The following is a 26248-nucleotide window of genomic DNA, read 5'->3' on the forward strand; positions in this document are numbered from 1 at the left end:
CACCTAGAGCACCTTCGCGAGGAACTGCTGCGTGCGTTGCTGTCGCGGATTGTCCAGCACCTGGCCCGGCGGCCCGGTCTCGACCACCGCGCCGTCCACCATGAACACCACCGAGTCGGCCACCTGCCGGGCGAACCCGATCTCGTGCGTGACCACGATCATGGTCATGCCGTCGCGGGCGAGGTCCGCCATCACCTCCAGCACCTCGCCGACCAGCTCCGGGTCCAGCGCCGAGGTCGGCTCGTCGAACAGCATGAGCTTCGGCCGCATGGCCAGCGCCCGCGCGATCGCCACCCGCTGCTGCTGGCCGCCGGACAGCTGGTGCGGGTAGGCGTCGGCCTTGTCCGCCAGCCCGACCCGGTCCAGCAACGCCCGCGCCCGCGCCACGGCCTCCTTCCGGGCCGTCCGCAGCACGTGCACCGGCCCCTCGGCCACGTTCTCCACCGCCGTGCGGTGCGGGAACAGGTTGAACCGCTGGAACACCATGCCGACACCGCGCCGCTGCCGCGCCACCTCCCGCTCGCGCAGCTCGTGCAGCTTCCCGCCGCGCGAGGTGAACCCGACCGGTTCGCCGTCGACCCAGATCCGGCCCGCGTCGATGGTCTCCAGGTGGTTCACGCAGCGCAGGAACGTCGACTTGCCCGCGCCGGAAGGCCCGAGCAGGCACACGACCTGGCCCGCGTCCACGATGAGATCCACTCCGCGCAACACCTCGGTGTGCCCGAACGACTTGCGCACGCCCACCGCCCGCACGAGGCTCACCGGGCCACCCCCTTGCCGTAGTAGCGCTCCAGGAAGTGCTGCCCGACGCTCGCCACGCTGACCACGACCATGTACCACGCGGCGGCGGCCAGCAGCGTCTCCATGATCTGGAGGTTGCGCGAGGCGATGTTGTTGGCGGCGTGGATCAGCTCCAGGAAGCCGATGACCGACGCCATGGACGTGCCCTTGAGCATGTTGATGAAGTTGTTGCCGGTCGGCGGGATGATCACCCGCATGGCCTGCGGCAGCACGACCCGCCGCAGCGTGGTCGCGGGCGTCATGCCGATCGCCTTGGCCGCCTCGACCTGGCCGTGGTCCACGCTGTTCAGCCCGGCCCGGACGATCTCCGCCATGTAGGCGCTCTCGTTGAGGCCCAGCCCGAGCAGGGCCGCCACGAACGCGGTCACCAGGACGTTGGTCTTCTCCTCGAACAGGCCCGGGATGGAGATGTTCTCGAACACCAGCGCCAGGTTGAACCACAGCAGGATCTGCAGCAGCACCGGCAGGCCGCGGAACAGCCACACGTAGCCGGCGGCGAACCAGCGGGCGACCGGGTTCGCCGACCGGCGCAGCAGCGCGATCACCACGCCGAGCACGATCGCGCCCGCCTGCGCGGCCAGCGCCAGCACGACCGTGTTGGCCAGGCCGCGCAGCATGATGTCGTGGGTGAAGAACCCCGGCACGGCGGCGTAGTCGATCTTCGCGTCGGCCAGCGCCCAGCCGAGCGCGCCGAGCAGCGCCAGGATCACCGCGCCGACGACCCACCGCCCCCAGTGCCGCAGGGGGACGACGACCAGGTCGTCGACTGCCTTCACGTCGTCACTCGCCATTGACGGTCGCCTTCGTGACCGCGCCCTGCCGGACGTCCCAGGCGTCGAGGATCTTGCCGTAGGTGCCGTCGTCGATCAGCGCCTGCAACGCCTTGCTCAACGCGGTCGTCAGCTCGGGGGTGCTCTTGTCGACGCCGATGCCGTACGGGCCGCCGTTGATCGGGGCCAGGTCCACGACCTCGAAGAACTCCCCGTCACCGGCGGTCTTGGCCACGTACACGGCGGTGGGCAGGTCGTTGAGGATGGCGGCGACGCGGCCGGTGCGCAGCTGGTTCTGGTTCTGCGTGTCGCTGTCGGTGGCGGTCACCGCGATGGGGTTGCCGGACAGGCACTGGAACTCCTTGGCGTAGGTCTCCTGGCTGGAGCCGAGGTTGACCGCGACCGACTTGCCGCACAGGTCGTCGGGGCTCTTGATGCCCTCCGGGTTGCCCTTCCGCACCATGATCGTGATGCCGGAGGTGAAGTAGTCGACGAAGTCGATCGCCTGCTGCCGCTCCGGGGTGTCGTTCATCGCGGCCATGGTCACGTCGATGCGGCCCGCCTGGAGGCTCGTGATGAGCGAGCCGAACGCCATGTCCTGGTGCTCGACGGTCAACCCGAGCTTGGCGCCGAGCGCCTTGGCCAGGTCGACCTCCGAGCCGACCGGGGTCTTGCCGTCGGCGGCGTAGAAGTTGTTCGGCGGGTTCTGGATGTTCGAGCCGACGCGCAGCTTGCCCGCTCGGGCGATCGCGGCCGGCAGGGTCGCGGCCAGGGCGTCGTCCTTCTTCACCGACTCCACGATCGACGAGGACGCCGGCAGGTCCCCGGCGGGCCCGGCCGCCGGGTCCTCGGCGGGCGAACCGCACGCGACCAGCGCGAACAGGGACAGGGCGAGGGCTGTGCCGATCCTCGTGGGGTTCCTGCGCACGGGACACCTCCTGCATTCGGGTGAACCGAAAGCTACAACGTTCTGTTGAAGGCGTCCACTGCTCGTTGAAGGGAATTGTGGCGGGTCGGCCTTCGTTGGTCCGGGTACGAGGGGGGCGACCCCTGTGTCCACAGCAAGGAGGACCTATGGCCACCGTGGAGCTGACCGCGGAGAACTTCGACGAGGTTGTCGGCGGCTCCGAGATGGTCCTGGTCGATTTCTGGGCGGGCTGGTGCGGGCCGTGCGTCCAGTTCGCCCCGACCTACGAGAAGTCCGCCCAGAAGCACACCGACATCGTGTTCGGCAAGGTCGACACCGAGGCGCAGCAGCAGCTCGCCGCGGCGTTCCAGATCCGGTCGATCCCGACCCTCATGATCGTGCGCGACGGCGTCGTGCTCTACGCGCAGCCGGGCGCGCTGCCGGAGTCGGCGCTCGAGGACCTCATCGACCAGGCCCGCAAGGTCGACATGGAGGAAGTCCGCAAGCAGGTCTCGGCGGAGCCGCAGGCCTGAGCCCACCGGCCGGGTCCTGATCCCGCGGGTCAGGGCTTGCTCCAGCGGACTCCCCCGAGAACAGGCCGGATCGAGAACAGCCAGGTCGGATCAGGCCAGGCGGGGATCAGGCCGGGCCGGGGTCCAGCCGGGCCGGGGGTCAGGCAGGGCCGAGGGTCAGGCAGGGGTCAGGACAGCGCGGCCGTGTCGCGGGGCGGGGCCACCGGGTCCCGCTCCTCGGGCTGCCCGGCCTCCATCCGCCTGCCCCGCTCCAGCTCCGCGTCCAGCTCGGCGCCGAGCAGCAGGGCCAGGTTCGAGATCCACAGCCAGACCAGGAAGATGATCACACCGGCCAGCGAGCCGTAGGTCTTGTTGTAGGAGCCGAAGTTCGCCGCGTAGAACGCGAAGCCGAGCGACGCGGCGACCCACACGACCACGGTCAGCAGGCCGCCCGGGGTGATCCACAGGAAGCTGGGCTGCCGCACGTTCGGCGAGGCCCAGAACAGCAGGCCGATCGCCAGGCTCGCGAGCAGGAACAACACCGGCCACTTCGCGATGCCCCACACCGTGACGAAGGTCGAGCCGAGCCCGAGCGCCTCGCCCAGCCACTCGGCCACGCCGCCGGTGAGCGTCACGCCCAGCGCCGTGGCCGCCAGCAGCAGCACCACCCCGATGGTCAGGCCCAGCCGCAGCGGGATGACCTTCCAGAACGGCCTGCCCTCCTCGACGTCGTAGATCGAGTTCGCGGCGCGCATGAACGCGCCCACGTAGCCGGAGGCCGACCAGAGCGCGGTCACCAGGCCGACGATCGCGAGCAGGCCGCTGGCCTGTGACTTCTGGAGGTTCTCGATCGCCCCCGCGATGGTGTCCTTCGCCTCGCCGGGACCCAGCGCGTCCAGGCTGTCCACAAGGGACTTGGTCGCGTCCGGGCCGAGCAGCCCCAGCAGCGCGGTCAGCAGCAGCAGGCCGGGGAACAGGGACAGCACCGCGTAGTAGGTGAGAGCGGCGGCCCAGTCGGTGAGGTTGTCGTCGTTGAACTCCTTGATCGTCCGCTTCAGCACAGCCCACCAGGAGCGCTTCGGCAATTGGGCGGGTGTCTCCGGTGCGTGCGCCATGGGCGACGGGTTTCCCCCGAACACGGTGCGTACACCACCGCGTTTTCGGGTAGTCGGTGGGCGAGTGGAGAGAGGAGACGGCCATGAGTCACGTCGCCGCCACCCGCGCGGCTGACACAGGCACCGATCGGGTTACCGAGCGTGCCGCCAAGCGTGTCGCCGAACGGGAACCGTCCACCGCGGAACTGGTGAACAGGCTGTCCGACCAGGTGAGCAGGCTGGCCCGGGACGAGATCCGGTTGGCCGTGGCCGAGATGCGCACGAAGGGCAAGCGCGTCGGCACGGGCGCCGGGCTGCTCGGCGGCGCGGGCGTCCTGGCCTGGTTCGGCCTGATGACGGTGCTCGCGGGGCTGGTGCTGCTGCTGGCCACCGCCATGCCGGCGTGGATCGCGGCGTTCGTCGTCGCGGTGGCCGTGTTCGCGGTCGCGGGCGTGCTCGCGCTGGTCGGCCGCAAGCAGATCCGACGTGGCACGCCTCCCGTGCCGGAAGAGGCCGTGGCGAGCATCAAGCAGGACATCGCCACCGTGAGCGAGAGGGCACACCGATGAGCGGCAAGGACGGCCCCACCGACCCGGACGAGCTGCGCGCCGACGTCGAGAAGACCCGGCGCGAGCTCGGCGACACCGTGGAAGCACTGGTGCACAAGACCGACGTGCCCGGACGGGTGAAGGACAAGGCGCATGAAGGAGTGGAACAGGTGAAGGAGACCGCTACCCGGGCCAACGCGGCGGTGTCCGCCGCGGCGGGCAAGGCCGGCGCCAAGGCGAGCCAGGCCACCGACAAGGCGGGCGAGCAGGTCGGCAAGGCGGGCGCGGCGGCCAACGCGGCCGGTGCGGCCGTCGGCGAGAAGGCCGCCGTGATCGGCGAGAAGGCGGGCGCCGCGGCGACCCAGGTCGGCCACAAGGCCAGCGAGGTCGCCGGGCAGGTCGGCCACAAGGCCAGCGAGGTCGCCGGGCAGGTGAGCCACAAGGCGAGCGAGGTCGCCGATCAGGTCAGCCTCAAGGCCGGTGTGGTCGCGGAGCAGGTCGGCACGAAGGCCGCGCAGGCCGTCGAGTCGCTGCCGCCGCCCGTGCAGGAGCGCGTCGAGCAGGGCGTGCGGCAGGCGCGCAAGCACCCGGCGGCGGTCGCGGCCGGTGTCGCGGCGGTGGTGCTGGTGCTGTGGAAGCTCCTGCGGAGGGGGCGGTGAACGTGAACAAGCTCCTGTACCGGCCGCTCGGCATGCTGTTCGGCGTGCTCGGCGGTCTGGCCGCCAGCGCGTTGTTCGGCCAGGTCTGGAAGCTGATGACCGGCACCAAGGAGGCGCCGACCCCCACCCAGAAGGACCGCGGCTGGGGCGAGGTCCTCTTGGCCGCGTCCATCCAGGGCGCGATCTTCGGCGTGGTGAAGGCCGCGATCGACCGGGGCGGCGCGACCGGCTACGACCGGCTCACCGGCGAGTGGCCCGGCGACACGAACAAGAACGACGGCGACTGACCGATCGGGTGATCGTGCGGGGAGTGCCCTCCGCTCGCGGAGGGCACTCCCCGTCGTCGTCAGGACGGCGGCTCGTCCTCTTTCCCGCGCCGCTCGCCCTCGTCGAGGAACTGCTCCGGGTCCACGTCGAGGTCGGGCGGCTCCGGCGTACCCGGCGAACGCGGCGGATCAGGGTTGATGTGCTGGTCCGGGTCGTTCGGGTCGCCTTCGATCGAGTGGTGCGGGTGTTCGTCCATGCGGTCGAGATACCCGCGTGCCGCGGTTCAGAACCTCGGCGTCCGCTTCTCCAGGAACGCCGCCACACCCTCCGCGTAGTCCACGCTGTGCACGGCTTCGTCGTACAGCGCCCGCACCGCGTCGTCCTCGTCGTGCTGCCCGTCGGTGATCCGGTCGACGATCTGCTTCGCGCCGCGGACGCTGACCCGGGCGCGGGCCGCGATGGTCCCGGTCAGCTCCTCGACCCGGGCCTCCAGGGCGTCGGGCGGGTGGACCTCGTTGACCAGGCCGATGCGCAGCGCGGTCGCCGCGTCGATGATCTCGCCGGTGAACAGGATCTGCTTGGCCCACGCCGGGCCGACCGCGTCGACCAGGCGCTTGGTGGACGTGAAGTTGTAGACGATGCCGAGCTTCGCGGGCGTGATGCCGAACCGGGCGTCGGCCGCCGCCACGCGCAGGTCGCAGGCCAGGGCGATCTCGCAGCCGCCGCCGACGCAGAAACCCGTGACGGCGGCCACGGTCGGCTTGCCGAGGGTGGCGATGGCGCGTTCGCCGCGGTGCACGGCCTCGCTGTACCTCGCCGCGCCGTCCGCGCCGTGGCGGAGGGTGGAGAACTCGCTGATGTCCGCGCCGGCCGAGAAGTGCTCGCCGCCGCGGACGACGAGCACGCGCACGTCGTCGTCGCGCCGGACCTCGGCCAGCAGACCGGGCAGCGCCGACCACATGGCGTAGCTCATGGCGTTGCGCTTGGCCGGGCGGTCGATGGTCAACGTGGCCACCGGGCCTGCGGTGTCGAGCCTCAGCGTCATCACCGGAGGGTAGATCCTCACCGGTCGTGACCGGGCGTAACCGCGCTCACATCCCCGTGAGCAGCCAGAACGCCGCGCCGCCGACCAGCGCGCCCATCACCGTGCCGACCGTGACCTGCGCCTTCGTGTGATCGCCGAGCACGACGCGTGACCAGGCCACCAGCGCCACCAGCGGCGCGGCCAGCAGCACCCAGGGGCCGTAGGTGATCGCGAGGATAGCCACCGCGCCGGCCGCGACCGCCGCGTGGAAGGAGACCTTCCAGCCGCGCCCGCCGTTCACCGGGAGGGCGAACGTCACCGTCAGGCAGGCCAGCAGGCTGAGGAACATCGCCAGCGCCAGCGCGACCATGGCCTTCGGCGCGCCGCCGAACACCAGCGCCGCGATGCCGATCCCGAGGGACGCCACGCACACGAGCATCGGCACCAGCCGTCCCTCGCGGTTCGTGACGTGGTGCCCGTCCCACTTGCCCTGGCGCGCGCCCCGCACGATGACCGCCATCGGCACCACCGACCCGGTCACCCCGACGATCGCGCCCCACAGCAGACCCTCCGCCACGCTCCTCGTCGCGCTCCACGCCACCAGCAGCGGCAACCCCAGCACCAACACCCAGGGCGCCAGCACCTCCGTGGCCACCCGGGCCACCCTGACCGTCATCGTCACCCACCAACCTTAAACCGCGAGAGTCGTACCTTCAGCGCGCGAGAGTCCAACGTTCAGCGACCCTGAATTCAACGCTCACGACGAACGGCCGATGCGTGAGCGTTGAATTCAGGTGCTCCGAAGGTTGGACTCTCGAGACGTGAAGGTAGGACTCTCGAGGTGTGGAGGTACGACTCACGGGGGTTAGCGGTAGGGGTTGCGGAGGTAGGTGAGGGAGAAGGAGCCCCGGTTGGCGAAGTAGACGGAGACGACGTAGGCCGGGTCGGTGGCCAGCAGGCCGCGCTGGAGGTCGCTGCCGTCGTTGCCGTCGTCCCAGCCCCAGGCGCTGTTCGCGGCGTTGTCCTTGCCGTTGTCACCCCGGAACGTGCCCCAGCTCGCGAACGTCGCGGAGCTGTTGCGCTGCGCCCACAACCCGCCCGCCGCGAACGCGTCCACCAGCCGGTACCCGACCGAGCGGTCGTTGCCGCCCGACGGCACCTCGCCGATCGCGCTCGGCACGTACACCACGCCGTCACCGCCCGGGAACTCGGCGCCGTTCCACGCGTACAGGCCGTGGCCCTTCGCCTCCTGGCGCGTGGTCGGCCGGGTGCCGGACAGCCGCACCGTGCCGTCGACGCTCTCCCGGCCGGACGTGAACGTGCTGTCGGCGGGCACGTACGAGTAGAAGTCGCTGTGCGCCACCGTGATCACGGCTTCGAGCTTGCCGAACGCCGTGCCGTCCTTGCGCACGGTCGCCAGCAGGCCCTCCATGTCATTCTCGTGGGTGAACTGCTCGAACGGATCGGCGAAGTCCTCCCAGTCGCGCGGGTGGTAGAAGCTGTAGACGAGGAACCAGTGCGTGGACGTCTCCACCACCGAGTAGTAGGCGGCACCGGTGAGGCGCGCCACCGAGTCGTCCTGCGCCTCCCAGTTGTTCAGCGTGTTCCACTCGCCGTCGAAGTCCACGGTGGACAGGTAGTCGGCGTCGTAGTCGGACGAGTCGGTGTCCTGGTAGTGCACCGGCGCCCAGTGGAACGCGAGCTCGGCGTCGGTCGCCGCGTGCGCGGGTGTCGTGAGGACCGCCGAGAGCGTGGCCGCCGCGAACAGGGACGCGGCGATCTTGCGGGCAGGGGACATGCTCCACCTCCGTCAGGGTTGCCCGTCGGAGCCAACGGGCCGCGCCGAACCCTGGGGTGAAGCGGTGACCGGCACAAGGGGTGATTCGAGTGATCGTTCACGGTGAGGTGCGCGGGAGGCGGCGGCGGGCTTCGGGACACCGCAGGGCGGACCGGGGTGGTCGAAGTGCCCCGGTCCGCTCCCGCGCCCACCTCAGCCGTGCTCCGGCGGGCTGATCGACGACTCCGGGATCGCCGAGTCCCCGGCGCCCCACTTGTCGAGGATTCGCGCGTACGCGCCGTCTGCGATGAGCTTGTTGACCGCCGCTTGGAGCGCGGGTGCGAGCGGTGAGCCCTTGGGCAGCGCGAAGCCGACGTCCAGGCGCTTGAACTCGCCGAGGAACTCCAGGTTCGGCTGGTGGGCCGCCGCGTGCCGCAAACCGTTGATCGTGCTCATGACCACGTCGATGTGGCGCTGCTGCAACCCCAGGAAGATCGCCGCGTCCTCGGCGAAGCTCAGCACTTCGTAGTCCGGCTTCCCCGCCTCACCGCACACGTGCTTCTCCCGCTCCAACGTCGCCTCGAACGTCGTGCCCGCACCGGTGCCGATCTTCAAGCCGCACAACGAGACCAGGCCGTCCACCCGGGTCACGCGGTCGTCGTCGGCACGCACCGCGAAGCCCTGCCCGTCGTTGACGTAGGTGACGAAGTCGATCGTCTTCTTCCGCGCCTCGGTCACGCCGAAGTTGCCGGTGCCGACGTCGTACTTCCCGCCGGCCAACGACGGCAGGATGGTCTCGAAGCTCGCGACCTCCCGCTCGACGCGCACCCCCAGGGTCCTCGCGACCGCTTCGGACATGTCGGCGTCCAGGCCGAGCACCGTCTTGTTGTCCTCCGCGTAGTAGGACGACGGCGGCTGTCCGCCCACCGACGACCCGAACCGCACCACTCCCGCCGCGCGCACGGCGGGTGGCAGCAGCGCGGCGGTCGACTCGTCCCGCACCACCGTCGACAGCACGTCCGCGGTCGGCCGCACGCCGGGCGCGGGCGGGTCGACGGCGTCCGCGGGCAGGGCGCACCCGGAGACCACGAGCGCGAGCACGGCGGTGAGCATCAGCAGGCAACGTGTGCGCATGGGGCACCCAAGTCCTTCTCGAACGGCAGGTGGCCGATCGTCAGCGGGTCGGCGGTCAGGTCGAACAGCGGCGCGTACCCGGTGGCCAGGTACAGCGCGCGGGCCTCCGGCTGCCGGGGGCCGGTGGTCAGGTAGAGGCGCGAGTAGCCCAGGGCGACGGCGTCGCGCTCCAGCTCGACGAGGACGCGCCGGGCCAGGCCGCGTCGGCGGTGGCGTGAGTGGGTCCAGATGCGCTTCAGCTCGGCGGTGCGCTCGTCGTGCCGCATGAACGCCCCGCCCGCCACCGCCTCGCCGTCCTCGAACAGCAGCACCAGCGTGCCGTGCGGCGGCGTGAAGACGGCCGGGTCGTACCGGGTCAGCTCGGCCCGCGCACCGTCGCCGTACCGGGTCACGTACTCGTGCGTCAGCTCCTCTTTCAACGGCCCGGTGGCCGGGTCCTCCCAGCGGACCCGGCGGGCGACGGGGGTGTCGGTCACGCGGTCATCCGTCCACCGCGATCTCACGCGGCTCCGGCACGGCGGCGGCGCGCTCCCGGTCGCGCTTGGCGACTTCCTCGCGCACGATCGGGATCACGTGCCGGCCGAAGTCGATCGTGTCGTTCACCATGTCGTAGCCGCGCGCGGACAGGATGTCCACACCGAGGTCGTAGTAGTCGAGCAACGCCTGGGCCACGGTCTCGGGGGTGCCGACGAGCGCGTTGGAGTTGCCCGCCCCTCCGGTCGCGGCGGCGGTCGGCGTCCACAGGGCGCGGTCGAAGCGCTCTCCGCGCCCGGCGATCTCCAGCAGCCGCTGGGAGCCCGTGTTCTCGGGGTTCTTCAACGAGTGCCTGCGGGTCAGCGGGTTCACTCCCCCGGTGCGCGCCTTGATCGCGTCCACCGTCCGGTGCGCCTTCTCCCAGGCCAGTTCCTCGGTCGCGCCGAGGATCGGGCGGAACGCGACCTGGATGCGCGGCAGGTCGGTCCGGCCCGCGTCCCGCGCGGCTCGGCGCACGGCGTCGATCTGCGCGGCCGTGTCGGCCAGCGGTTCGCCCCACAGGCAGAAGATGTCGGCTTCCGCGCCGCCGGCCCGGTAGGCGGCGGGCGACGACCCGCCGAACGACACCCGCGGCCGGGGTCGCTGCACCGGGAACACGTCGCTCACGAAGTCGGCGAACCTGTAGTGCTCGCCCTCGTGGTCGAACGGCTCCCGTGACGTCCAGGCCTTCTTGACGATCCGGATGTACTCCTCGGTGCGCGAGTAGCGCTCGTCCTTGGTCAGGTAGTCGCCTTCGCGCTGCTGCTCGTGGTCCGTGCCGCCGGTGATGAAGTGCACGGTGAGCCTGCCGTCGCTGATCCGGTCCAGCGTGGCGAACGTCTTCGCGGCGAACGTCGGGTAGGACACGTTCGGTCGGTGCGCCAGGAGGATCTGCAGCTTGTCGAGCTTGGTGGCGACGTACGCGGCGGCTTGCGCCGGTTCGGGCGAGCCGGAGCCGTAGGCGAACAGGACCCGGTCCCAGCCGTGGTCTTCGTGGGCTCGGGCCAACCGCAGCGTGTAGTCCTTGTCGAACGCGGGGCCGCTGCGCGGGTGCGTCTCGGAACCGTCGTTGGTGCCGCCGATCCCCAGGAACTCAACAGGCACGTCAGTACCTTCCGTCAGGTGGGAGAAGACGTCGACGCGCCCGCGGCGTTGAGGGAGACGGCGCGGGGTCGACGGGAGGGGTGGAACGCGGGCGTCAGCCCCGACAGGAGGCCGACCACACCCGACCGAAGTCGATGTGGTCGCGGGTGACGAGCCGCGGGTTGTCCACGGCCCCAGTGCAACAGCGGCACGGGTCGTCGTCAACGGACGTCCGACCGCGTCCAGATACCGGAATGCCTTGACCGGCCTCGCCGACGCGCGCTTACGATCACCGCGCGGCGTTGAGGGACGCGGCACCGACCGTCGTGTTCCCTCTGCTCTGGAGCCACCGATGAGCGCGTCCGCCCTCTTCTCGCCACCGCGGTCCGACGAGACCGCCTCGATCGTCCCCCTCCGCCGTCCCTGGCGCCGGGCCTCCGCCGCGCTCGTGGTCGCCGCGGTCGGTGTCGTGGTGTGGTCGGCGGCGACCAACGAGCGGTTCCAGTGGCACGTGGTGCTCCGCTACTTCGCCACCGACGCCGTGCTGCGCGGGCTGTGGCTGACGTTGTGGCTGACCGCGGTGACGGTGGTGCTCGGTTTCGTCATCGGCGGGGTGCTGGCCGTCATGCGGTTGTCCGGCAACCCGGTGCTGGCCGGCGTGAGCTGGGGCTACGTCTGGTTGTTCCGCTCGGTGCCGCTGCTGGTGCAGCTGCTGTTCTGGTTCAACTTCGGCGCCCTGTACCCGGCGTTGTCCGGCGCCACGCCGGTGATCGGCCCCATGACGTCGGTGATCATCGGCTTGGTGCTGCACGAGGCCGCCTACGCCGCCGAGATCGTGCGCGGCGGCATCCTGTCCGTGGACGCGGGCCAGGCCGAAGCGGCGGCGGCACTGGGGCTGCGGCGGTGGCGGGTGCTGCGCCGGATCGTGCCGCCGCAGGCGATGCGGTCGATCGTGCCGGCGGCGGGCAACCTGCTCATCGGCACGTTGAAGGGCACGTCGATCGTGAGCGTGCTGGCCGTGCAGGACCTGCTGTACTCCGTCCAGCTGATCTACAACCGCAACTACCTGATCATCCCGCTGCTGCTCGTCGCCACCGTCTGGTACGTCGTCGTCACGAGCCTGCTCGGCGTCGGTCAGCACTACGTCGAGCGCTACTACGGGCGTGGCGCGCGATGAGCGCCGTCGTCCTGGTGGGGGCCGGACCTCGGGCGTCCGGAATCCTGGAGCGCTTGGGCGCAAACGCTTCCGGGCTGTTCGACGGGCCGCTGGAGGTGCACCTGGTCGACCCGTTCCCGGCCGGCGCGGGCCGGGTGTGGCGGCACGAGCAGTCGCCGTTGCTGCGGATGAACTCCATGGCCGAGGACGTCACGGTGTTCACCGACTCGTCGGTGACGTGCGCGGGTCCGATCCGGCCGGGGCCGTCGCTCGCGCACTGGGCGGCGTCGTGCCTGTCCGGCGTGGCGCTGGCGCCGGAGGTCCGGGCGGAGCTTGCGGCGATGGGGCCCACGTCGTTCCCGAGCAGGCGGGTGCAGAGCGCGTACCTGAAGTGGTTCCACGAGCGTGCGGTGTCGTCGTTGCCCGACGGCAGTTCGGTGACGACGCACGCGACGAAGGTCGTGCGGATCACCGGGTCGGCGCAGGTGCGGCAGCGGGTGTGGCTCGCGGACCGCGCCGAGCCGCTGGTGGCCGACGTGGTCGTGCTCGTGCTGGGGCACCTGGACACCGTGGTCGCGCCCGAGCACCGGGAGCTCGCCGACCACGCCGCCGCCCACGGGCTCACCTACCTGCCGCCGGGCTACACGGCCGACGCGGACCTCTCGGTGGTGCCGGCCGGCGCGGACGTCGTGGTGCGGGGCATGGGGTTGGCGTTCGTCGACCTCGCGGTGCTGCTGGGCGAGGGGCGCGGCGGCCGGTTCGTGCGGGACGACGGGGTGCTGCGGTACGTCCCGTCCGGCCGTGAACCCCGCCTGCACGTCGGCTCGCGCCGCGGCGCGCCGTACCACTCCAAGACCGGCTACCGGCTGCGCGGGGAACCGCCGGGGCCGCCGAGGTTCTTCGTCGCGTCGCGGCTGCCGGCACGTCCCGGTGGGCTCGACTTCCGCCGGGACGTGTGGCCGCTGATGGCCAAGGAGATCGCGTACGGGCACTACCGCGAGCTGTTCACCGGGCACCCGTCGCGGGTGCGCGAGCCGTGGGAGGCGTTCTCGGCGCGGTTCGCCGAGCTGGACTGGGACAGCGACGAGATGCGGGCGCTGGTGCGCGACAGCGTGCCGGCGGAGGCGGATCGCCTCGACCTCGACCGGCTGGACCGCCCTCTCGACGGCGTGCGGTTCCCCTCGTCGGACGCCTTCCAGGAGTTCCTGCGCGCCCACGTCACGGCGGACGTCGCGCGGCGCTCGGATCGGGCGTTCAGCGCGGACCTGGGCGCGTTCCTGGCGCTGCTGGGCGTGTACGGCCAGTTCGCGGCGCTGTCCGCGACCGGACGGCTGCGCGGCGAGGACGGGTGGTGGCACGGGTTCTTCAGCTCGATCGCGAGCGGGCCGCCGCCGGACCGGTTGGAGGAGCTGGTGGCGCTGTCCCGCGCGGGGGTGGTGCGGTTCCTGGGCGCGGACGTGTGGGTCCGCGCGGAGGACGGGGTGTTCGTGGCCGGGAGTCCGAGCGTGCCCTCGCACGTCGTGCGGGCGACCGGGCTGATCGAGGCGCGGCTGCCCGTGCACACCTTGGCGCACACCGCCGACCCGTTGCTGAGGTCGATGGCCGCGGCCGGTGACGTGACCGACGTCGACGGCCTCGTGCTGGTCGACCCGTCCGACAGCCGGGTCGTCGACGCCACCGGCACGCCGCACGCGCGGCGTTTCGCGGTCGGTCCCTACACGACCCGCAAGGCGTACGCGGCGTTCGCCCGGCCCGGCACCGACGCGCCGAACTTCCGGCAGAACGACGAGGTCGCGCGGGAGGTCCTGCACTTCCTCGCCGCGGCGGCCGGGCGTGCGGGCGAGTCGGTGGCCTGAACCTGCGGACGGCGGTCCTGCCGCACGGGGGCCGGGTGCCACGCCTCGATCCGGCGCGGGAGCCGGGCGAGGGGTTGCCGACGAGGCCGCCGACGACGAGCGGCCGGCTCGGGAGCCGGGCACGCGGGCGTCGTCGGCGGCCCTCGATGTCCACCGCCGTGCGGGCTCAGCCCGTCCTGGGCAGCCCGGGCGGGTTGATCTCGCTCTTCTCCACGGCCTCGTCACCCAGGCCCCACCGGTCGAGCACCTCGGCGTACCGGCCGGTCGCGATCAGGTGGTCGACGGCCTCGGCGACCGGCTCCACCAGGCCGCTGCCCTTCTTGGTGGTGGCGGCGATCTTGCCCACGATCGAGCCGCCACCCGAGAAGGTGCCGATCACCTCGGTCTTGCCGGACGTGGTGACGTGGTAGGCCGAAGTCGGGTTAGGGCCCAGGAAGGCCTCGATCCGGCCGGACTCCAGCGCCAGGTAGTAGTCCGCCGGGTTCTGGAAGTACTTGACGTCCGTGGCGGGCAGGCCCTTCGCCTGGTTGGCCCTGCTCCAGTCGACCAGGATCTTCTCCTGGTTCGTGCCGGACTGGACCGCGATGACCTTGCCCGCCACGTCCTCGGGCCCGGCCACGCGCCACGTCCCGCCCTTCTTCGCCTCGAACGCCAGGGTGTCGAGCCGGTAGGTGGCGAAGTCGTACTTCTCCTTGCGCTCCTCGGTGACGGTGATGTTGGACAGGCCCAGCGGGTAGGCGCCGCTGTCCAGGCTGATGAACAGGTTCTCCCAGGACGTGCTCTCCAACCGCGGCTGCAACCCGAGCACGCCCGCGATCAGCACCGCGAGGTCGGTCTCGACCCCGATGGGCGTCTTGTCGTCGGTGGCGAAGAAGCGCAGCGGCGGCGCGGTGCTGACCGACCCGCCGATGACGAGCACGCCGCTCCGGCGGATCTCCTCGGGGACCTTCGCCGCGATGGCGTCCACCTTGTCGGCCGTCACGCGCTGCTGGTCCGGGCCCAGGTTCACGGTCTTGCCGCCGGCGACCACCTGCTCCTCGGTCGTCCCGCCGGCGGCGCCGCAGGCGACCAGCGAGACGGCGGCGGTGACGGCAGCGGCTATCTTCAGGAAGGACAACGGGACTCCCGGGTGTGGTCAGAGCACTTTGGACAGGAACGCGCGGGTGCGCGGGTGTTGTGGCTCGTCCAGGACCTGCGCCGGCGGTCCCTGTTCGACCACGACGCCGGCGTCCATGAAGACCACCGTGTCGGCCACGTCGCGGGCGAACCCGATCTCGTGCGTGACGACGATCATGGTGGTGCCGCTGCGGGCCAGGTCCCGGATCACGTCGAGCACCTCGCCGACCAGCTCCGGGTCCAGCGCGGAGGTCGGCTCGTCGAACAGCAGCACCTTCGGTTCCAGCGCCAGGGCGCGGGCGATCGCGACGCGCTGCTGCTGGCCGCCGGACAGGTGCCGCGGGTAGGCGGACTCCTTGTCGGCCAGGCCGACGCGGTCCAGGAGCCGACGGGCCTGCGCACGGGCTTCGACCAGGGGCTTCCGGCGCGTCGCCACCGGCGCCTCCACGATGTTCTCCAGCACCGTGAGGTGCGGGAACAGGTTGAAGTTCTGGAACACGAAACCGACGTGGGCGCGTTGCCGGAGCACGTCGCGCTCCCGCAGCTCGTACAGCTTGTCGCCGCGACGGCGGTAGCCGATCAGGTCGCCGTCGATGCCGACCAGGCCGCGGTCGGCCTTCTCCAGGTGGTTGATCGTGCGCAGCAGCGTGGACTTGCCCGAGCCGGACGGCCCCAGCACGACCACCACCTCGCCCGCGCCGACCCGGAGGTCGACGCCGCGCAGCACCTCGTTGTCCCCGAAACTCTTGTGGACGCCGCGGACGTCCACCATCACCTCGCCCATCTCCACCCGTCCTCGTTCCTGGTCGCGCCCTTGGCGTAGTGCTTCTCGACGTAGTGCTGGACGATCGACAGCAGGGTGGTCAGCGCGATGTACCACGCGGTGGCGACCATGAGCAGCGCGACCACCCGCGCGTTGCGGCCGTAGATCACCTGGACCTGGTAGAACAGCTCGCCGATGGCCACCACGGAGACGACGGACGTGCCCTTGAAGAGGCTGATCACCTCGTTGGTGGCGTTCGGCAGGATCGAGCGCATGGCCTGCGGCAGCACGATCCGGCGCAGCTGGCGCGACCGGGGGATGCCGAGCGCGGCGGCGGCTTCGAGCTGGCCGTGGTCCACCGAGATGACCCCGGAGCGCACGATCTCCGCCGCGTACGCCGCCTGGTGCAGCGCGAGCCCCAGCACGGCCGCGCCCATCGGGCTGATCAGGTCCTTGGTCGGGAAGCCGAAGAACGTCGGACCGAACGGGATGCCGAAGTTCAGCTCCTCGTAGAGGTAGGAGATGTTGAACCAGAACAGCAGTTGCACGATCAGCGGGATCGAGCGGAAGGCCCAGACGTAGGTCCAGCTCACCGCTTCCAGGAAACGGCTGCGCGACAACCGCATCAGGGCCAGCACCATGCCCAGGGCGAACCCGATGACGGTGCCGTAGAGCGTCAGCTCCAGGGTGACCACGACCGCGTCCAGGACGGATCGGGCGGTGATGAAGCGGGCGAACGTGGCCCAGTCCCACCCGGGGTTGGTCGCCAGGCCGTGGACGAACTGGGCCAGCAGGACCAGCACGACCGCGATCCCCACCCACCGCCACGGGTGGCGGGCGGCGACGACCTTCGGCGCCGGCGAGTCGAGGGCACGCGGGCGTGGTCGCGCGGACACGCTCATGGCGGAGTCCTTCCGGGGAGGGGAGGGCGCTGCGGCGCGGAGGGCCGCTGGGGGCCACTGCGATGGGGCCGCCGCCTGGGGATGGGCGGAAACGTAGCCACCCCGCCGGCGCGCGAACAAGGACGCCCACGTGCTGAACGATGTGGTCAGGTGGTTGACAAACCGCCCGGTTCACCCGAATCGACGAACGCCGGAGCGTCGCTCCGGTCCACAGAGGAATGTCGCGGTCCGACGGATCGGGCGGGCGTGGTCGCGCCGGGGATGTCCTGCGGCGGCAGCGATCCCGGCAGCCATCCCAGCAGTGATCCGATGGCGGTCCTGGTGGTGCCGGGTGGTCCGGTTACTGCTCCGGGAACATCCGGGACATGCCCGGCGGTGGGGTGAAGCGGCGCCAGCGGGTGGGGCGTTGGGACAGGCGGTCGGCGATCAGCCAGAGGACGGTGGCGTTGTAGCCGTAGCCCAGGTGGCTGGAGGTGACGGCGACGTTCTCCTGGCGGGCTCTGGGGGCGGAGATGCAGGTCTGCCAGGCGACGATGCCGTCGGACTTCGAGTAGACCGACGTGGACGGCACCGGGAAGGGCGGGCGGGTGTGCTCGGGTGGCGGCATGTCGGCGCCGGCGACGTAGAGCCTGGCCAGGAGCCGGTAGACGGGGTTGACCCTGGTCTGGCTCAGGTCGGTCATGGCGTAGGGGCTGCCCAGGGTGATGACCTGGCGGACCGTGCCGGGGTGGTCGCGGGCCAGTTCGCGGGCGAAGATGCCGCCCAGCGACCAGCCCACGATGCTGACCTTGCCGTTCACGGCCAGTTCCCGCAGCAGGTCGCGCATCCCGCGCACGACCCCGACCGACGGGCCGATGTTCAGGCCGAGGCCCCAGCCGTGCACGTCGTAGCCCAGGCCGGTGAGGAACTTGCGCAGCGTCGCGGTCGAGGCGTCGGTCGCGCCCAGGCCCGGCAGCACCAGGACGGTGTGGCCGTCGCCGCTGGGCGCGGCTTTCAGCAAGGAGCGGGTGGCCGCGAACTGGCCGATGCCGACGGCGGTGCGGGTCGGTTCGGTGAGGTACCAGAGCAGGCCCGGCGCCGGATCGGGCCCGGCGGCTGGCTCTTCGTGCAGGTCAGGGTGGTCCGGTGGGACGTGCGGCAGTGCTGACATGGCCCCTCCCCGCTCCGCGTCGAGCGCGAACCCCAGGTGACCATGATGTTTCGTGGCGGTTGATTGCGCCAGTACCGGCAAGTCTCGATTTCTGCGCGCCACCTGCCTGGACCAGCGGGTCGCCACGGGCCTACGGTCGGGCGATGGACCGGATGAGCGCCATGGACGCGGGTTTCTTCTTCATCGAGGACGAGAACGTGCCCATGCACGTCGGGTCGGTCTTGGTCTTCGAAGGTCCGGCGCCGTCGTACGGCGACGTGGTGCGGTTGTTCGCGGCGAAGCTGGGCACGGTGCCCCGCTACCGGCAGCGGGTGAAGGCACTGCCGCTGCACGTCGGCCGACCGATGTGGGTGGACGACGAGCACTTCCAGATCCTCTACCACGTCCGGCACACCGCGGTGCCGTCGCCGGGCGCGGACGACCAGCTCCGCAACCTCGCCGGCCGGCTCTTCGCGCAACGCCTGGACCTGGCCAAGCCGTTGTGGGAGGTCTGGCTGGTCGAGGGCTTGGAAGGCGGCCGGTGGGCGATCATCTCGAAGGTCCACCACTGCCTGATCGACGGCATCGCGGGCAGCGACCTCATGCAGGTGCTGCTGGACTGGCGGGAGGACGCGCCGCTCCCCGAGCCGGTGCGGTGGCAGCCCTCCGACAACCCGTCGACCTTGGACCTGGTCGTGGACGGCGTGCGCGACGCGGTGCTGACGCCGGTCACGCACCTGGCCAAGTTCCCGGCGCTGGCCAAGCGGTTGCGCAGCGGCTCGGAGGTGCTGGACTTCGGCCGGGCCGTGCTGGGCAGCCTGCCGACGACCGCCCGTCGACTCGCCGCCGGCACCCCGAAGACCTTGAACGGGCCGATCGGACCGCACCGGCGCTGGGTGTGGGCCCGGGCGGACCTCGCCGAGATCAAGGCCGTCCGCCGGGTCACCGGTGGCACGGTGAACGACGTCATCCTCGCGGCGGTGACGCGCGGTTTCCGCGACCTGCTCGCCAAGCGCGACGACCTGGCCGACGGTCAGGTGGTGCGCAGCATGGTGCCGGTGTCGATGCGGTCGTCCGCCGAGCGCGGCGTGCTGAACAACCGGGTCAGTGCCGTGTTGGTGAACCTCCCTGTCAGTGAGCCGGATCCGCTGGCACGACTGGCGTCGATCCGGGAGCAGATGGACGACCTCAAGGGCAGCCGCCAGGCGGCCGGCGCGGATGTGCTCACGAACCTGTCGAACTTCGCCGCGCCCACCCTGCTGGCCCTCGGTTCGCGCACCGCCATGCGCTTCCCGCAGCAGCTGTTGCAGACGGTCACGACGAACGTCCCCGGTCCCCGCATCCCGTTGTTCATGCTGGGCAGGCGGCTGTCCGAGATCTACCCGTACGTGCCGATCGCCAGCACCATGCGCGTCAGCGTGGGCATCTTCTCCTACCTCGACCAGATCACCTTCGGCATCAACGCGGACTTCGACGGCGTGCCGGACGTCCAGGTGCTCGCCGACGGCATCCGCGCGGGCTTCGACGAACTGGTCACGACGACCGCGAACTGAGACGATCGGCCGCCGCCGCGCCCGCCGACTCGACCGCCTCCGCCGCCACCTCGCTGATCCTGGTCAGGGCTTTGGGTTCGATGTACAGCTCCACGTCCTGACCGATCTTGAACACCACCGCGCCCCCTCCCGGCTCCACCTCGTAGTTGATCCACACATCACCCGGCACCTGCGCCCACAGGTGAACTTGAGCCCGACCCATGCCTTCTCCCGTCTCCGCCCTCTGTTAAGATCGTGCCGAGGCTTGGTAATATTAGCAAGTGGCACAACCCGATCGGGTGATAAATCATGGCCATGTCACCGTCTGTAGCCGGCTGGGAGCTGGGTCTCCGCCTGCGCGAGCGCCGCGAGCTCATGGACGTCACCGCCGTGTCGGCCGGCAAGGCCATCGACACGAGCCAGTCGTACATCTCGGGCATCGAGAACGGGAAGCTGAAGATCAACGCGAGCAAGCTGGCCGAGCTCGCCACCGTGCTCGAGTTCGACGAAGCGGAGATCGAGGAGCTGCAAGCACTCCGGGAGGCGGCGGGCAAGCGCGCCTGGTGGAGCCCCTACTCCGCCATGTTCAGCTCGGACATGCTGCGCTACTTCGGCTTCGAACACGGGGCCGAGGGCATCCGCGCCTACAACGCGGGCCTGATCAGCGGACTGCTCCAGACCAAGGACTACGCCCTGGCGGTCATGCACGGAGGCGGGCCCAGCATCCGGCTCGCCGAGGCGAACCGCCGGGTCGAGGTGCGCATGAAGCGCCAGGAACGCCTCGACGACAAGGACGACCCGCTCCGGTTCACCGCGCTCATCGCCGAGTCCGCGCTGCGGCAGCAGGTCGGCGGGCGCGAGGTGATGGCCGGGCAGCTGCGGCACCTGGTGGACAGGATCGAGCGGCTGCCGGACACGCTCGACGTGCGGATCGTGCCGTTCTCCGCCGACTACTACAACGCCCTCGGCGGCTCGAACTTCTACATCTTCGGCTTCGCCAGCAGCCGGCTGCCCGAGCTGGTGTGGCAGGAGACGATCACGTCCACGGATCTGATTGATCAACCGATGCGGATGCGCGAGTACAATCTGGCTCACGACCAGGCCATGGGTTACGCCCTCGGCCGGACCGAATCGCTTGGTCTGATCGAGCAGATCCGCAGGGAGCTTGAGTGAGGGACCGCACCGACCGCAGTGGCTGGTTCAAGTCGAGTCGCAGTGCGGACAACCCGTCGTGCGTCGAGGTGCGGTTCGTGCCCGACGCGATCGACGTCCGCGACTCCAAGAACCCCACCGGGCCGGTGCTGTCGTTCCCGCGTGACGCCTGGGCGAAGTTCCTCAGCCGGTGAGGCTCCCGGCGGCGAGCCACTCCTTGATCCGCGTCGCCACCAGCTCGGGCACCTCCAGCTGCGGCACGTGGCCGACGCCCTCCAGCACGTCGAAGCGCCACGACGGGTTGCGGCGCGCCGCTTCCCGGGCCGACGCCACGGGCACCAGCCGGTCCTTGTCGCCCGCCATCAGGTACACCGGCACGCGCACCTTGCTCATCGCCGCGTAGTACCGCCGCCGGGTGGCCCCGGTCCACACGACCGACCGGGCCGCCGTCAGGAACGCCTCGTCCAGGCCCGGGATCTCGGCGCGCTGCTCCAGCAGCGACATCGAGGCCAGGACCATCTCCTCCGGCACCGACTTCGCGTTCGCGCACACCAGGTTCAGCACCCGCTTGACCTGCCGCCGCGTCGACACCCCGGCCCGCGACTTCGCCAGGAACCACTGCCCCACGCCGGGCACGGCGTACATCGCGAACGCCGCCGCCACCTGCGGGTCCAGCCGCGCGCCCAGCGCCAGCGGCACGGCCGGGTCCAGCAGCGCCAGCGCGGTCACCGACGCGGGACGGCGGGCGGCGTGCAGGATGGCGACCATCCCGCCCATCGAGTTGCCGACGAGCACCGCCGGCTCGCCGACCACCTCGGCCAGGAACCGCTCCAGCAGCCGCGCGTTGGCGGGCACGGTCGTGGCGCGCCCCTCGGGGTGGGTGAGCCCGAACCCGGCGAGGTCGACGGCCAGCACCCGGTAGCGGTCGACCAGGTGGGGCGCGAGCAGGCACCAGTTCAGGTGCGAGCCGCCCAGGCCGTGCACGAGCACCATCGGCGGTCCGTCGCCGCCGAAGTCGACGTAGTGCACCGGAGCGCCGTCCAGGTCGACGTGCCGGCTCGTACCGCCCCAGTGGTCGAGTGTCGTCATACCGGTCAGTATGTCCCGGACGGGTGACGGTCGGGACCGGGGCCCTCGCCTAATGTGGTGAACATGATCGTGTGGATCAACGGTGCCTTCGGCGCGGGCAAGACGACCCTGGCCGAGGAGTTGCGCCGCCGCCTCCCGGACGCGCTGTCGTTCGACCCGGAGCACATCGGGTTCCTGCTCCGGGTGTCGGCTCCCCCGGCGGAGACCGGCGACTTCCAGGACCTCCCGGCCTGGCGCAAGCTGACCGCCGAGTTCGCGATCACCCTGCACCGCGAGTACGGGCGGCACCTGATCACGCCCATGACGCTGGTCGAGACGACCTACCGGGAGGAGGTCTTCAAGCTCCTCGCCGCCGCGGACGTCCCGCTGCGGCACGTCTTCCTGGACGTGCCGGCCGACGAGCTGCGCCGGCGCATCGAGGCCCAGGTGATGGACCCGTACAACGAGGAGGCCGACGCGCGGATCCGCGAGTTCCGGCTGGGCAACGTCGACCGCTGCGTCGCCGCACGGGCCGCCCTGCCCGCGGACGCGCTGGTCCTCCGGGCCGACCGGCACACCCCGGAGGAGCTGGCCGACCAGGTCCTCGCCACCCTCTAGGAGGACGGGCGCGCCGGCCGAGGCGCACGCCTCGGCCACCTCCCGCACGCGGTCACGTCACCGCGGCCACGCGGGACGCGGTCCAGGTGCCCAGCGCGATCTCCGCGGTGATGCCGGGGCCGAAACCGGCGATGACGCCGCGTGCGCCGTGCCCGGCCCCGCCGTCGGCGAAGAGCCGTTCCAGGGCGTCGAAGATGACGACGCTGGCCACGTTGCCGCGTTCGGTGAGCGTCGTGCGGCTGTACCGGAACGTCTCCGGCGGCAGCCGCAGGTACTTGCCGAGGTCGTCGAGGATGCGCGGCCCGCCCGCGTGCACGATGTAGAAGTCGAGGTCGGCGATGTCCCAGCCGTGCGGCTCGGCCACGTCCCGCATGGCGGGCGCGAGCACGGACATCGTGCCCGGCACCCGCTTGTCGAGCAGGAAGTGGAACCCGGTCTCCCGGACTTCGTAGGCGATCCAGCTCTCGGTGTCGGGCACCAGGCGCGAGCTGTTGCGCTCGATCCGCACGCCCTCGCCGCCCTCGCCCCGCACCACGGCGGCGGCCAGCGCGTCGCCGAACAGGCCGTTGGACAGCAGGTTGCCGATGCCGAGGTCGGTCGGCTGGTACAGCAGCGAGCAGAACTCGCACGCCACGATCAGCACGTTCGACCGGGGGTAGGCGGTGCAGAAGTCGTGCGCGCGGTTGATCGCCGCGCCGCCGGCGGCGCAGCCCAGCTGCGCGATCGGGAGCTGCCTGGTCGAGGACCGGAACCCCATCGCGTTGATCAGCCAGGCGGTCATCGACGGCATCATGAAGCCGGTGCACGAGACGTACACGATGAGGTCGATGTCGGCGGCCGTGAGGTCGGCGTGGTCCAGCGCCCGGCGCACCACGTCCGGCACCCTGGACTTGGCCTCCTTCTCGTAGAGGGCGTTGCGCACGGCGAAGCCGGGGTGTTCGAGGGTGTCCCCGATCGGCTGGAGGATGTGCCTGGTCTGGACGCCGGTGTTGTCGATGAGCCGCAGCGCGAGGTCCAGCTGCGGGTGGTCGTGGTGCAGGACCTTGGCCAGCGCCAGGGTCTGCTCCCGGGTGATGAGGTGCTCCGGCACCGCGATGGCGGGCCGGCACAGCGTGGCCACGTCGCCGCCCCTCACCAGGCGACGGGCAGCGTCAGCGGGTACCGCCAGATCGAGGCGGTGCTCCACCGCACGTCCCGCGCCGGCACGGCCAACCGCAGGGTCGGGAACCGGGCCAGCAGCCCGCCGATGGCCACTTGGAGGACCATCCGGGCCAGGTGGGAGCCGAGGCAGTGGTGGCTGCCGTGGCCGAACGTCAGGTGCGGCACCGGGTCGTCGCGGTCGAAGTCGATCTCGTCGGGCCGGTCGTAGGCGAACCCGTCGCGGTTCGCGGCCAGGTACGACACGTGGACCGCCTCACCCGCCCTGATCGTCACGCCGCCCACCTCGACGTCCTCCAGCGCGACGCGCGGGATGCCGACGCCCTGGCGGAACGGGATGAACCGCAGCAGCTCCTCGATGGCCCGGGGCAGCGACTCCGGCCACGACCGCAGCCGCGCCAGGTGACCGGGGTGGGTGAGCAGCGTGTACGTGATGTCGCAGATCTCGTAGGTGGTGGTGTCGTGGCCGGTGACGACCAGCAGCATGGCCAGCACGGACAGCTCCGCGTCGGTCAGCACGTCGCCGTTCACGCGGGCGGTGGCGAGGGCGCTGACCAGGTCGTCGCCGGGGTCGCGGCGGCGGGCGGCGGTGAGCCGGTCGAAGTAGGCGCGCATCGCGGTCTTGGTGCCGGCGGCGGTGACCCGGTCGGCGGGGCGCATCGACATCATGGCCGCCGCCCACCGCCGCAGCGCGGGCCGGTCGGGTTCGGGGATGTCCAGCAGCTCGCAGATCGTCATCAGGGGCAGCCGGGCCGCCAGGTGCTCGACCACGTCCGCCGGCGGGCCGTGCTCGACCATGGTGTCGAGCAGGGCGTCCACGGTCCGCCGCGCCCACGGTCGCAGCGCCTCGACCTGGGGCGTGGACAACGCTTTGGCGACCAGCCTGCGGACCCGGTTGAGGGCGGGCGGGTCCATCAGGTTGATCGCCTCGCGCTGCGCGATGGGCGCGGGGGTGATGCGCGGGAAGTCCCGGCCGATCAGCGCGGCCCGGCTGAACCGGCGGTCGGAGGTGACCGTGCGGACGTCGTCGTGGCGCGTCACGAGCCACGCGTCGCCCTCGCCGTAGGGCAGTCGGACCTTGGCGACGGGCGAGTCGGTCCGCATCCGGGTCAGGAAGGGGTCGGGCTCCAAGGCCTCGTCGTGACGAAAGGGACAGCTGGGCACGACCTCGCGGTGGTGCGTCTGGACGTTCACCACGTCGTCCCCCTCTGCGGTGATCTGCGGCGGTCTGCGTCGGAAACTCATCCTTCCCATCAGACACGTTGTCGGGCCGCCACGTCGCTCCGCGGGCGCGGGTTCATCAGTTGTCGCGGTTCTCCCACCGGTTCGTGACCGGCGACCGCGGGCCCGCTCACTCTCCGAGCCGGCTCTCCCCACACCTCCAGGCGCTCAAACACCCTCCTTCGAGCACCGGCTCGGTGCGGCACAACCGCGCAAAGTAGATCAGCACGACCCGCAGCCGGCGTCCTCGGCCGCAGCCGCGAACGGGATCGGGCAGGACGGCGCGTGGGCGCACGTGAGCAGGTCGTCACAGCCGAAGTCGAGCGCGCTGCGCAGGGTGTCGCGGATGACGCCGAGGTCGGCGATCCTGGCCTCCACCTCGGCGAGCTTGGTCACGACCCGGTCCCGCAACCCCGGCTCACGGCGCGCGCCGAGCCCCCGGCGGCGCGCGTCGAGCAGGTCGGAGATCTCGTCCAGGGTGAACCGAGCCGCTGCGCCGCCTTGATCATCCGCAGCACGGTGAGCGCTTCCGGCGGGTAGAGGCGGTGGCCGCCCGGCGTCCGGTCCGGCTCGGACAGCAGGCCCCGGCGCTCGTAGTAGCGCAACGTCTGGTGGTTCACCCCGGCCGCCTCGGCGAGCCGGCCGCTGCTGAACGCGGTCACGCCCGCTCACCCGCCCGCTCCTGCAAGGCGTCGAGCACGTCGACGTGCTCGCCGGTGACGGTGACGTCCAGCCGCACCTGCCCGGCCGAGGCCACGACGGCGAACGTGAAGAACGAGCAGCACCCGGTCTCGCGCACGGCCAGCGCCGCCGCCCGCGCCGCCACCTCCGGCGTCGGGTCGAGGGTGACGCGCAGGTGGGTCGGGTCCGGGCGCCGCACGTCGCCGGTGGTGAACAGGCGGTCGAACTCCGCTTCCCGCAGCGGGCGTTGCGCGGTCGGCAGCGCGCACGCGGCCGGCGCCCACGCGGCCCGGGGTCGATCTGTGCTCATGACGCCAAGGTAAGCCTGTACCCCGGTACCGGGTGCAACCTCAGAACAGGGGCGTGAAGACGCACTCGAAACCGGTTCTCAGCCCCGGCTTGTGGGTGGCGGCCATCCAGAACTCGCCGGGACGCACGACGCCGCCCAGGTGACCATCGGCGACGTGGCCGACGACGGTGGTGGGCGGGCTCTGCGGCCCCACCAGCAACCGGACCCGCGCGGTCCGGCCGGTGACGAAGTACACGGACACGTACCCGAAGGTCCTGGCCTGGTAGACGGTGTCCAGGGCGGCCGGGAAGCGCGGTTCGCCGATCCCCGCCGCGGCCGCCCACCCCGCCGGCGACCGGAGTGCGCTCTCCGCGCGTTCGGCCGGCTCGGCCGGCCGCGCGTGCCGCTCCACGTCCTCGGTCAGCTCGCCCAGCAGGCCGGCCAGCTGCTCGACGCGGCCTTCCAGCTCCCGGACCCGCGCGTGCAGCGCTTCGTCCCTCGACTCGACCACAAGTCCC

Annotated in this window: 33 protein-coding genes; 10 read left to right on the forward strand and 23 right to left on the reverse strand. The window is 71.3% G+C overall.

Features of this window, described 5'->3' with window-relative positions; translation table 11 throughout:
* Positions 1 to 3 precede the first annotated feature (3 nt).
* From EDD40_RS10330 to EDD40_RS10340, 3 genes are read right to left on the reverse strand one after another with little or no spacing between them, the layout of a single operon-like run.
* Positions 4 to 762: an amino acid ABC transporter ATP-binding protein gene (locus tag EDD40_RS10330; RefSeq protein WP_123742712.1), complete on the reverse strand. Its 759-nt coding sequence runs from the start codon at positions 760 to 762 to the stop codon at positions 4 to 6.
* The gene (locus tag EDD40_RS10335) at positions 759 to 1592 is read right to left on the reverse strand and encodes an amino acid ABC transporter permease (protein WP_123742713.1); all 834 of its coding nucleotides are present in this window, start codon (positions 1590 to 1592) and stop codon (positions 759 to 761) included. Before EDD40_RS10335 ends, EDD40_RS10330 begins: the two co-directional genes overlap by 4 nt.
* Entirely contained in the window at positions 1582 to 2499 is a 918-nt protein-coding gene (locus EDD40_RS10340) for an ABC transporter substrate-binding protein (protein WP_123742714.1), read from the reverse strand. The genes EDD40_RS10335 and EDD40_RS10340 overlap by 11 nt, the downstream gene beginning before the upstream one ends.
* 146 nt (positions 2500 to 2645) lie before the next feature.
* Between EDD40_RS10340 and trxA the strand changes: the two genes are divergently transcribed.
* Complete coding sequence (gene trxA, locus EDD40_RS10345) at positions 2646 to 3011, forward strand: thioredoxin (RefSeq protein WP_123742715.1); 366 nt, start codon at positions 2646 to 2648, stop codon at positions 3009 to 3011.
* A gap of 167 nt (positions 3012 to 3178) precedes the next feature.
* Here trxA and EDD40_RS10350 read toward each other — a convergent pair whose 3' ends face one another.
* Positions 3179 to 4051: a YihY/virulence factor BrkB family protein gene (locus EDD40_RS10350; protein ID WP_342777759.1), complete on the reverse strand. Its 873-nt coding sequence runs from the start codon at positions 4049 to 4051 to the stop codon at positions 3179 to 3181.
* Positions 4052 to 4293: 242 nt separating this feature from the next.
* Here EDD40_RS10350 and EDD40_RS10355 point away from each other — a divergent pair, with 242 nt between their 5' ends.
* The 3 genes from EDD40_RS10355 to EDD40_RS10365 are packed head-to-tail and all read left to right on the forward strand — an operon-like array spanning position 4294 to position 5578.
* The gene (locus EDD40_RS10355) at positions 4294 to 4653 is read left to right on the forward strand and encodes a phage holin family protein (protein WP_236594838.1); all 360 of its coding nucleotides are present in this window, start codon (positions 4294 to 4296) and stop codon (positions 4651 to 4653) included.
* Positions 4650 to 5291 carry a DUF3618 domain-containing protein gene (locus EDD40_RS42555; protein WP_211348134.1) on the forward strand — a complete coding sequence of 214 codons (642 nt, stop codon included), beginning with the start codon at positions 4650 to 4652 and terminating at the stop codon, positions 5289 to 5291. Before EDD40_RS10355 ends, EDD40_RS42555 begins: the two co-directional genes overlap by 4 nt.
* Entirely contained in the window at positions 5288 to 5578 is a 291-nt protein-coding gene (locus EDD40_RS10365) for a DUF4235 domain-containing protein (RefSeq protein WP_425471158.1), read from the forward strand. The genes EDD40_RS42555 and EDD40_RS10365 overlap by 4 nt, the downstream gene beginning before the upstream one ends.
* 59 nt (positions 5579 to 5637) lie before the next feature.
* Here the strand turns inward: EDD40_RS10365 and EDD40_RS41605 are convergent, their stop codons facing one another.
* The 7 genes from EDD40_RS41605 to EDD40_RS10395 all read right to left on the reverse strand — a co-directional run bounded on the left by EDD40_RS41605 (position 5638) and on the right by EDD40_RS10395 (position 11110).
* Positions 5638 to 5814, reverse strand: coding sequence for a hypothetical protein (locus EDD40_RS41605; RefSeq protein ID WP_170185022.1), 177 nt, complete (start codon positions 5812 to 5814; stop codon positions 5638 to 5640).
* Positions 5815 to 5841: 27 nt separating this feature from the next.
* Positions 5842 to 6603, reverse strand: coding sequence for an enoyl-CoA hydratase/isomerase family protein (locus tag EDD40_RS10370; protein WP_123742718.1), 762 nt, complete (start codon positions 6601 to 6603; stop codon positions 5842 to 5844).
* Between the two features lie 46 nt (positions 6604 to 6649).
* Positions 6650 to 7258, reverse strand: coding sequence for a phosphatase PAP2 family protein (locus EDD40_RS10375; RefSeq protein WP_123747917.1), 609 nt, complete (start codon positions 7256 to 7258; stop codon positions 6650 to 6652).
* A gap of 189 nt (positions 7259 to 7447) precedes the next feature.
* Positions 7448 to 8380 carry a hypothetical protein gene (locus EDD40_RS10380; RefSeq protein ID WP_123742719.1) on the reverse strand — a complete coding sequence of 311 codons (933 nt, stop codon included), beginning with the start codon at positions 8378 to 8380 and terminating at the stop codon, positions 7448 to 7450.
* Positions 8381 to 8572: 192 nt separating this feature from the next.
* Entirely contained in the window at positions 8573 to 9493 is a 921-nt protein-coding gene (locus EDD40_RS10385; RefSeq protein WP_123742720.1) for an ABC transporter substrate-binding protein, read from the reverse strand.
* A complete protein-coding gene (locus tag EDD40_RS10390; protein WP_123742721.1) occupies positions 9472 to 9969 on the reverse strand; it encodes a GNAT family N-acetyltransferase in 498 nt (165 codons plus the stop codon). Before EDD40_RS10390 ends, EDD40_RS10385 begins: the two co-directional genes overlap by 22 nt.
* A 4-nt stretch (positions 9970 to 9973) precedes the next feature.
* Positions 9974 to 11110 carry an LLM class flavin-dependent oxidoreductase gene (locus EDD40_RS10395; RefSeq protein ID WP_123742722.1) on the reverse strand — a complete coding sequence of 379 codons (1137 nt, stop codon included), beginning with the start codon at positions 11108 to 11110 and terminating at the stop codon, positions 9974 to 9976.
* A gap of 331 nt (positions 11111 to 11441) precedes the next feature.
* On the opposite strand from EDD40_RS10395, the gene EDD40_RS10400 reads away from it, so the two are divergent.
* Together EDD40_RS10400 and EDD40_RS10405 are read left to right on the forward strand one after the other, a co-directional pair.
* Positions 11442 to 12266, forward strand: a complete 825-nt coding sequence (locus EDD40_RS10400) for an amino acid ABC transporter permease (protein ID WP_123742723.1) — start codon at positions 11442 to 11444, stop codon at positions 12264 to 12266.
* Positions 12263 to 14101, forward strand: a complete 1839-nt coding sequence (locus tag EDD40_RS10405; RefSeq protein ID WP_123742724.1) for an FAD/NAD(P)-binding protein — start codon at positions 12263 to 12265, stop codon at positions 14099 to 14101. Before EDD40_RS10400 ends, EDD40_RS10405 begins: the two co-directional genes overlap by 4 nt.
* A gap of 166 nt (positions 14102 to 14267) precedes the next feature.
* Here EDD40_RS10405 and EDD40_RS10410 read toward each other — a convergent pair whose 3' ends face one another.
* From EDD40_RS10410 to EDD40_RS10425, 4 genes are all read right to left on the reverse strand, one after another.
* Entirely contained in the window at positions 14268 to 15218 is a 951-nt protein-coding gene (locus tag EDD40_RS10410) for an ABC transporter substrate-binding protein (protein WP_123742725.1), read from the reverse strand.
* Positions 15219 to 15236: 18 nt separating this feature from the next.
* A complete protein-coding gene (locus EDD40_RS10415) occupies positions 15237 to 16001 on the reverse strand; it encodes an amino acid ABC transporter ATP-binding protein (RefSeq protein WP_123742726.1) in 765 nt (254 codons plus the stop codon).
* The gene (locus EDD40_RS10420; protein WP_123742727.1) at positions 15989 to 16882 is read right to left on the reverse strand and encodes an amino acid ABC transporter permease; all 894 of its coding nucleotides are present in this window, start codon (positions 16880 to 16882) and stop codon (positions 15989 to 15991) included. The genes EDD40_RS10415 and EDD40_RS10420 overlap by 13 nt, the downstream gene beginning before the upstream one ends.
* A gap of 340 nt (positions 16883 to 17222) precedes the next feature.
* Positions 17223 to 18032 carry an esterase/lipase family protein gene (locus tag EDD40_RS10425; protein WP_123742728.1) on the reverse strand — a complete coding sequence of 270 codons (810 nt, stop codon included), beginning with the start codon at positions 18030 to 18032 and terminating at the stop codon, positions 17223 to 17225.
* 143 nt (positions 18033 to 18175) lie between these two features.
* Here EDD40_RS10425 and EDD40_RS10430 point away from each other — a divergent pair, with 143 nt between their 5' ends.
* Positions 18176 to 19564: a WS/DGAT/MGAT family O-acyltransferase gene (locus tag EDD40_RS10430; protein ID WP_123742729.1), complete on the forward strand. Its 1389-nt coding sequence runs from the start codon at positions 18176 to 18178 to the stop codon at positions 19562 to 19564.
* On the opposite strand, the gene EDD40_RS40975 is transcribed toward EDD40_RS10430, so the two are convergent.
* Complete coding sequence (locus EDD40_RS40975) at positions 19545 to 19766, reverse strand: hypothetical protein (RefSeq protein WP_148088750.1); 222 nt, start codon at positions 19764 to 19766, stop codon at positions 19545 to 19547. The two genes, EDD40_RS10430 and EDD40_RS40975, sit on opposite strands and share 20 nt — an antisense overlap.
* Positions 19767 to 19858: 92 nt before the next feature.
* Between EDD40_RS40975 and EDD40_RS10435 the strand changes: the two genes are divergently transcribed.
* Positions 19859 to 20716, forward strand: coding sequence for a helix-turn-helix domain-containing protein (locus EDD40_RS10435; protein WP_246037581.1), 858 nt, complete (start codon positions 19859 to 19861; stop codon positions 20714 to 20716).
* Complete coding sequence (locus tag EDD40_RS10440; RefSeq protein ID WP_123742731.1) at positions 20713 to 20889, forward strand: DUF397 domain-containing protein; 177 nt, start codon at positions 20713 to 20715, stop codon at positions 20887 to 20889. The genes EDD40_RS10435 and EDD40_RS10440 overlap by 4 nt, the downstream gene beginning before the upstream one ends.
* Here EDD40_RS10440 and EDD40_RS10445 read toward each other — a convergent pair.
* Positions 20879 to 21784: an alpha/beta fold hydrolase gene (locus EDD40_RS10445; protein WP_123742732.1), complete on the reverse strand. Its 906-nt coding sequence runs from the start codon at positions 21782 to 21784 to the stop codon at positions 20879 to 20881. The genes EDD40_RS10440 and EDD40_RS10445 overlap by 11 nt on opposite strands.
* Positions 21785 to 21847: 63 nt before the next feature.
* On the opposite strand from EDD40_RS10445, the gene EDD40_RS10450 reads away from it, so the two are divergent.
* Positions 21848 to 22381 (forward strand): AAA family ATPase, encoded by a 534-nt coding sequence (locus EDD40_RS10450; protein ID WP_123747918.1) that lies wholly within the window; start codon positions 21848 to 21850, stop codon positions 22379 to 22381.
* A gap of 52 nt (positions 22382 to 22433) precedes the next feature.
* Here EDD40_RS10450 and EDD40_RS10455 read toward each other — a convergent pair whose 3' ends face one another.
* The 6 genes from EDD40_RS10455 to EDD40_RS10475 all read right to left on the reverse strand — a co-directional run bounded on the left by EDD40_RS10455 (position 22434) and on the right by EDD40_RS10475 (position 26241).
* Positions 22434 to 23501 carry a type III polyketide synthase gene (locus tag EDD40_RS10455; protein ID WP_123747919.1) on the reverse strand — a complete coding sequence of 356 codons (1068 nt, stop codon included), beginning with the start codon at positions 23499 to 23501 and terminating at the stop codon, positions 22434 to 22436.
* A gap of 11 nt (positions 23502 to 23512) precedes the next feature.
* Positions 23513 to 24784 carry a cytochrome P450 gene (locus EDD40_RS10460; protein ID WP_123742733.1) on the reverse strand — a complete coding sequence of 424 codons (1272 nt, stop codon included), beginning with the start codon at positions 24782 to 24784 and terminating at the stop codon, positions 23513 to 23515.
* A 198-nt stretch (positions 24785 to 24982) separates the two neighbouring features.
* The gene (locus EDD40_RS43360; RefSeq protein WP_246038307.1) at positions 24983 to 25237 is read right to left on the reverse strand and encodes a MerR family DNA-binding protein; all 255 of its coding nucleotides are present in this window, start codon (positions 25235 to 25237) and stop codon (positions 24983 to 24985) included.
* Positions 25153 to 25422 carry a MerR family transcriptional regulator gene (locus tag EDD40_RS43365; protein WP_246037582.1) on the reverse strand — a complete coding sequence of 90 codons (270 nt, stop codon included), beginning with the start codon at positions 25420 to 25422 and terminating at the stop codon, positions 25153 to 25155. The genes EDD40_RS43360 and EDD40_RS43365 overlap by 85 nt, the downstream gene beginning before the upstream one ends.
* Positions 25419 to 25751 carry a hypothetical protein gene (locus EDD40_RS10470; protein WP_123742734.1) on the reverse strand — a complete coding sequence of 111 codons (333 nt, stop codon included), beginning with the start codon at positions 25749 to 25751 and terminating at the stop codon, positions 25419 to 25421. Before EDD40_RS10470 ends, EDD40_RS43365 begins: the two co-directional genes overlap by 4 nt.
* A gap of 40 nt (positions 25752 to 25791) precedes the next feature.
* Complete coding sequence (locus EDD40_RS10475) at positions 25792 to 26241, reverse strand: hypothetical protein (protein ID WP_123742735.1); 450 nt, start codon at positions 26239 to 26241, stop codon at positions 25792 to 25794.
* Between the last annotated feature and the right edge of the window lie 7 nt (positions 26242 to 26248).

Source organism: Saccharothrix texasensis, assembly GCF_003752005.1.
GTDB lineage: Bacteria > Actinomycetota > Actinomycetes > Mycobacteriales > Pseudonocardiaceae > Actinosynnema > Actinosynnema texasense.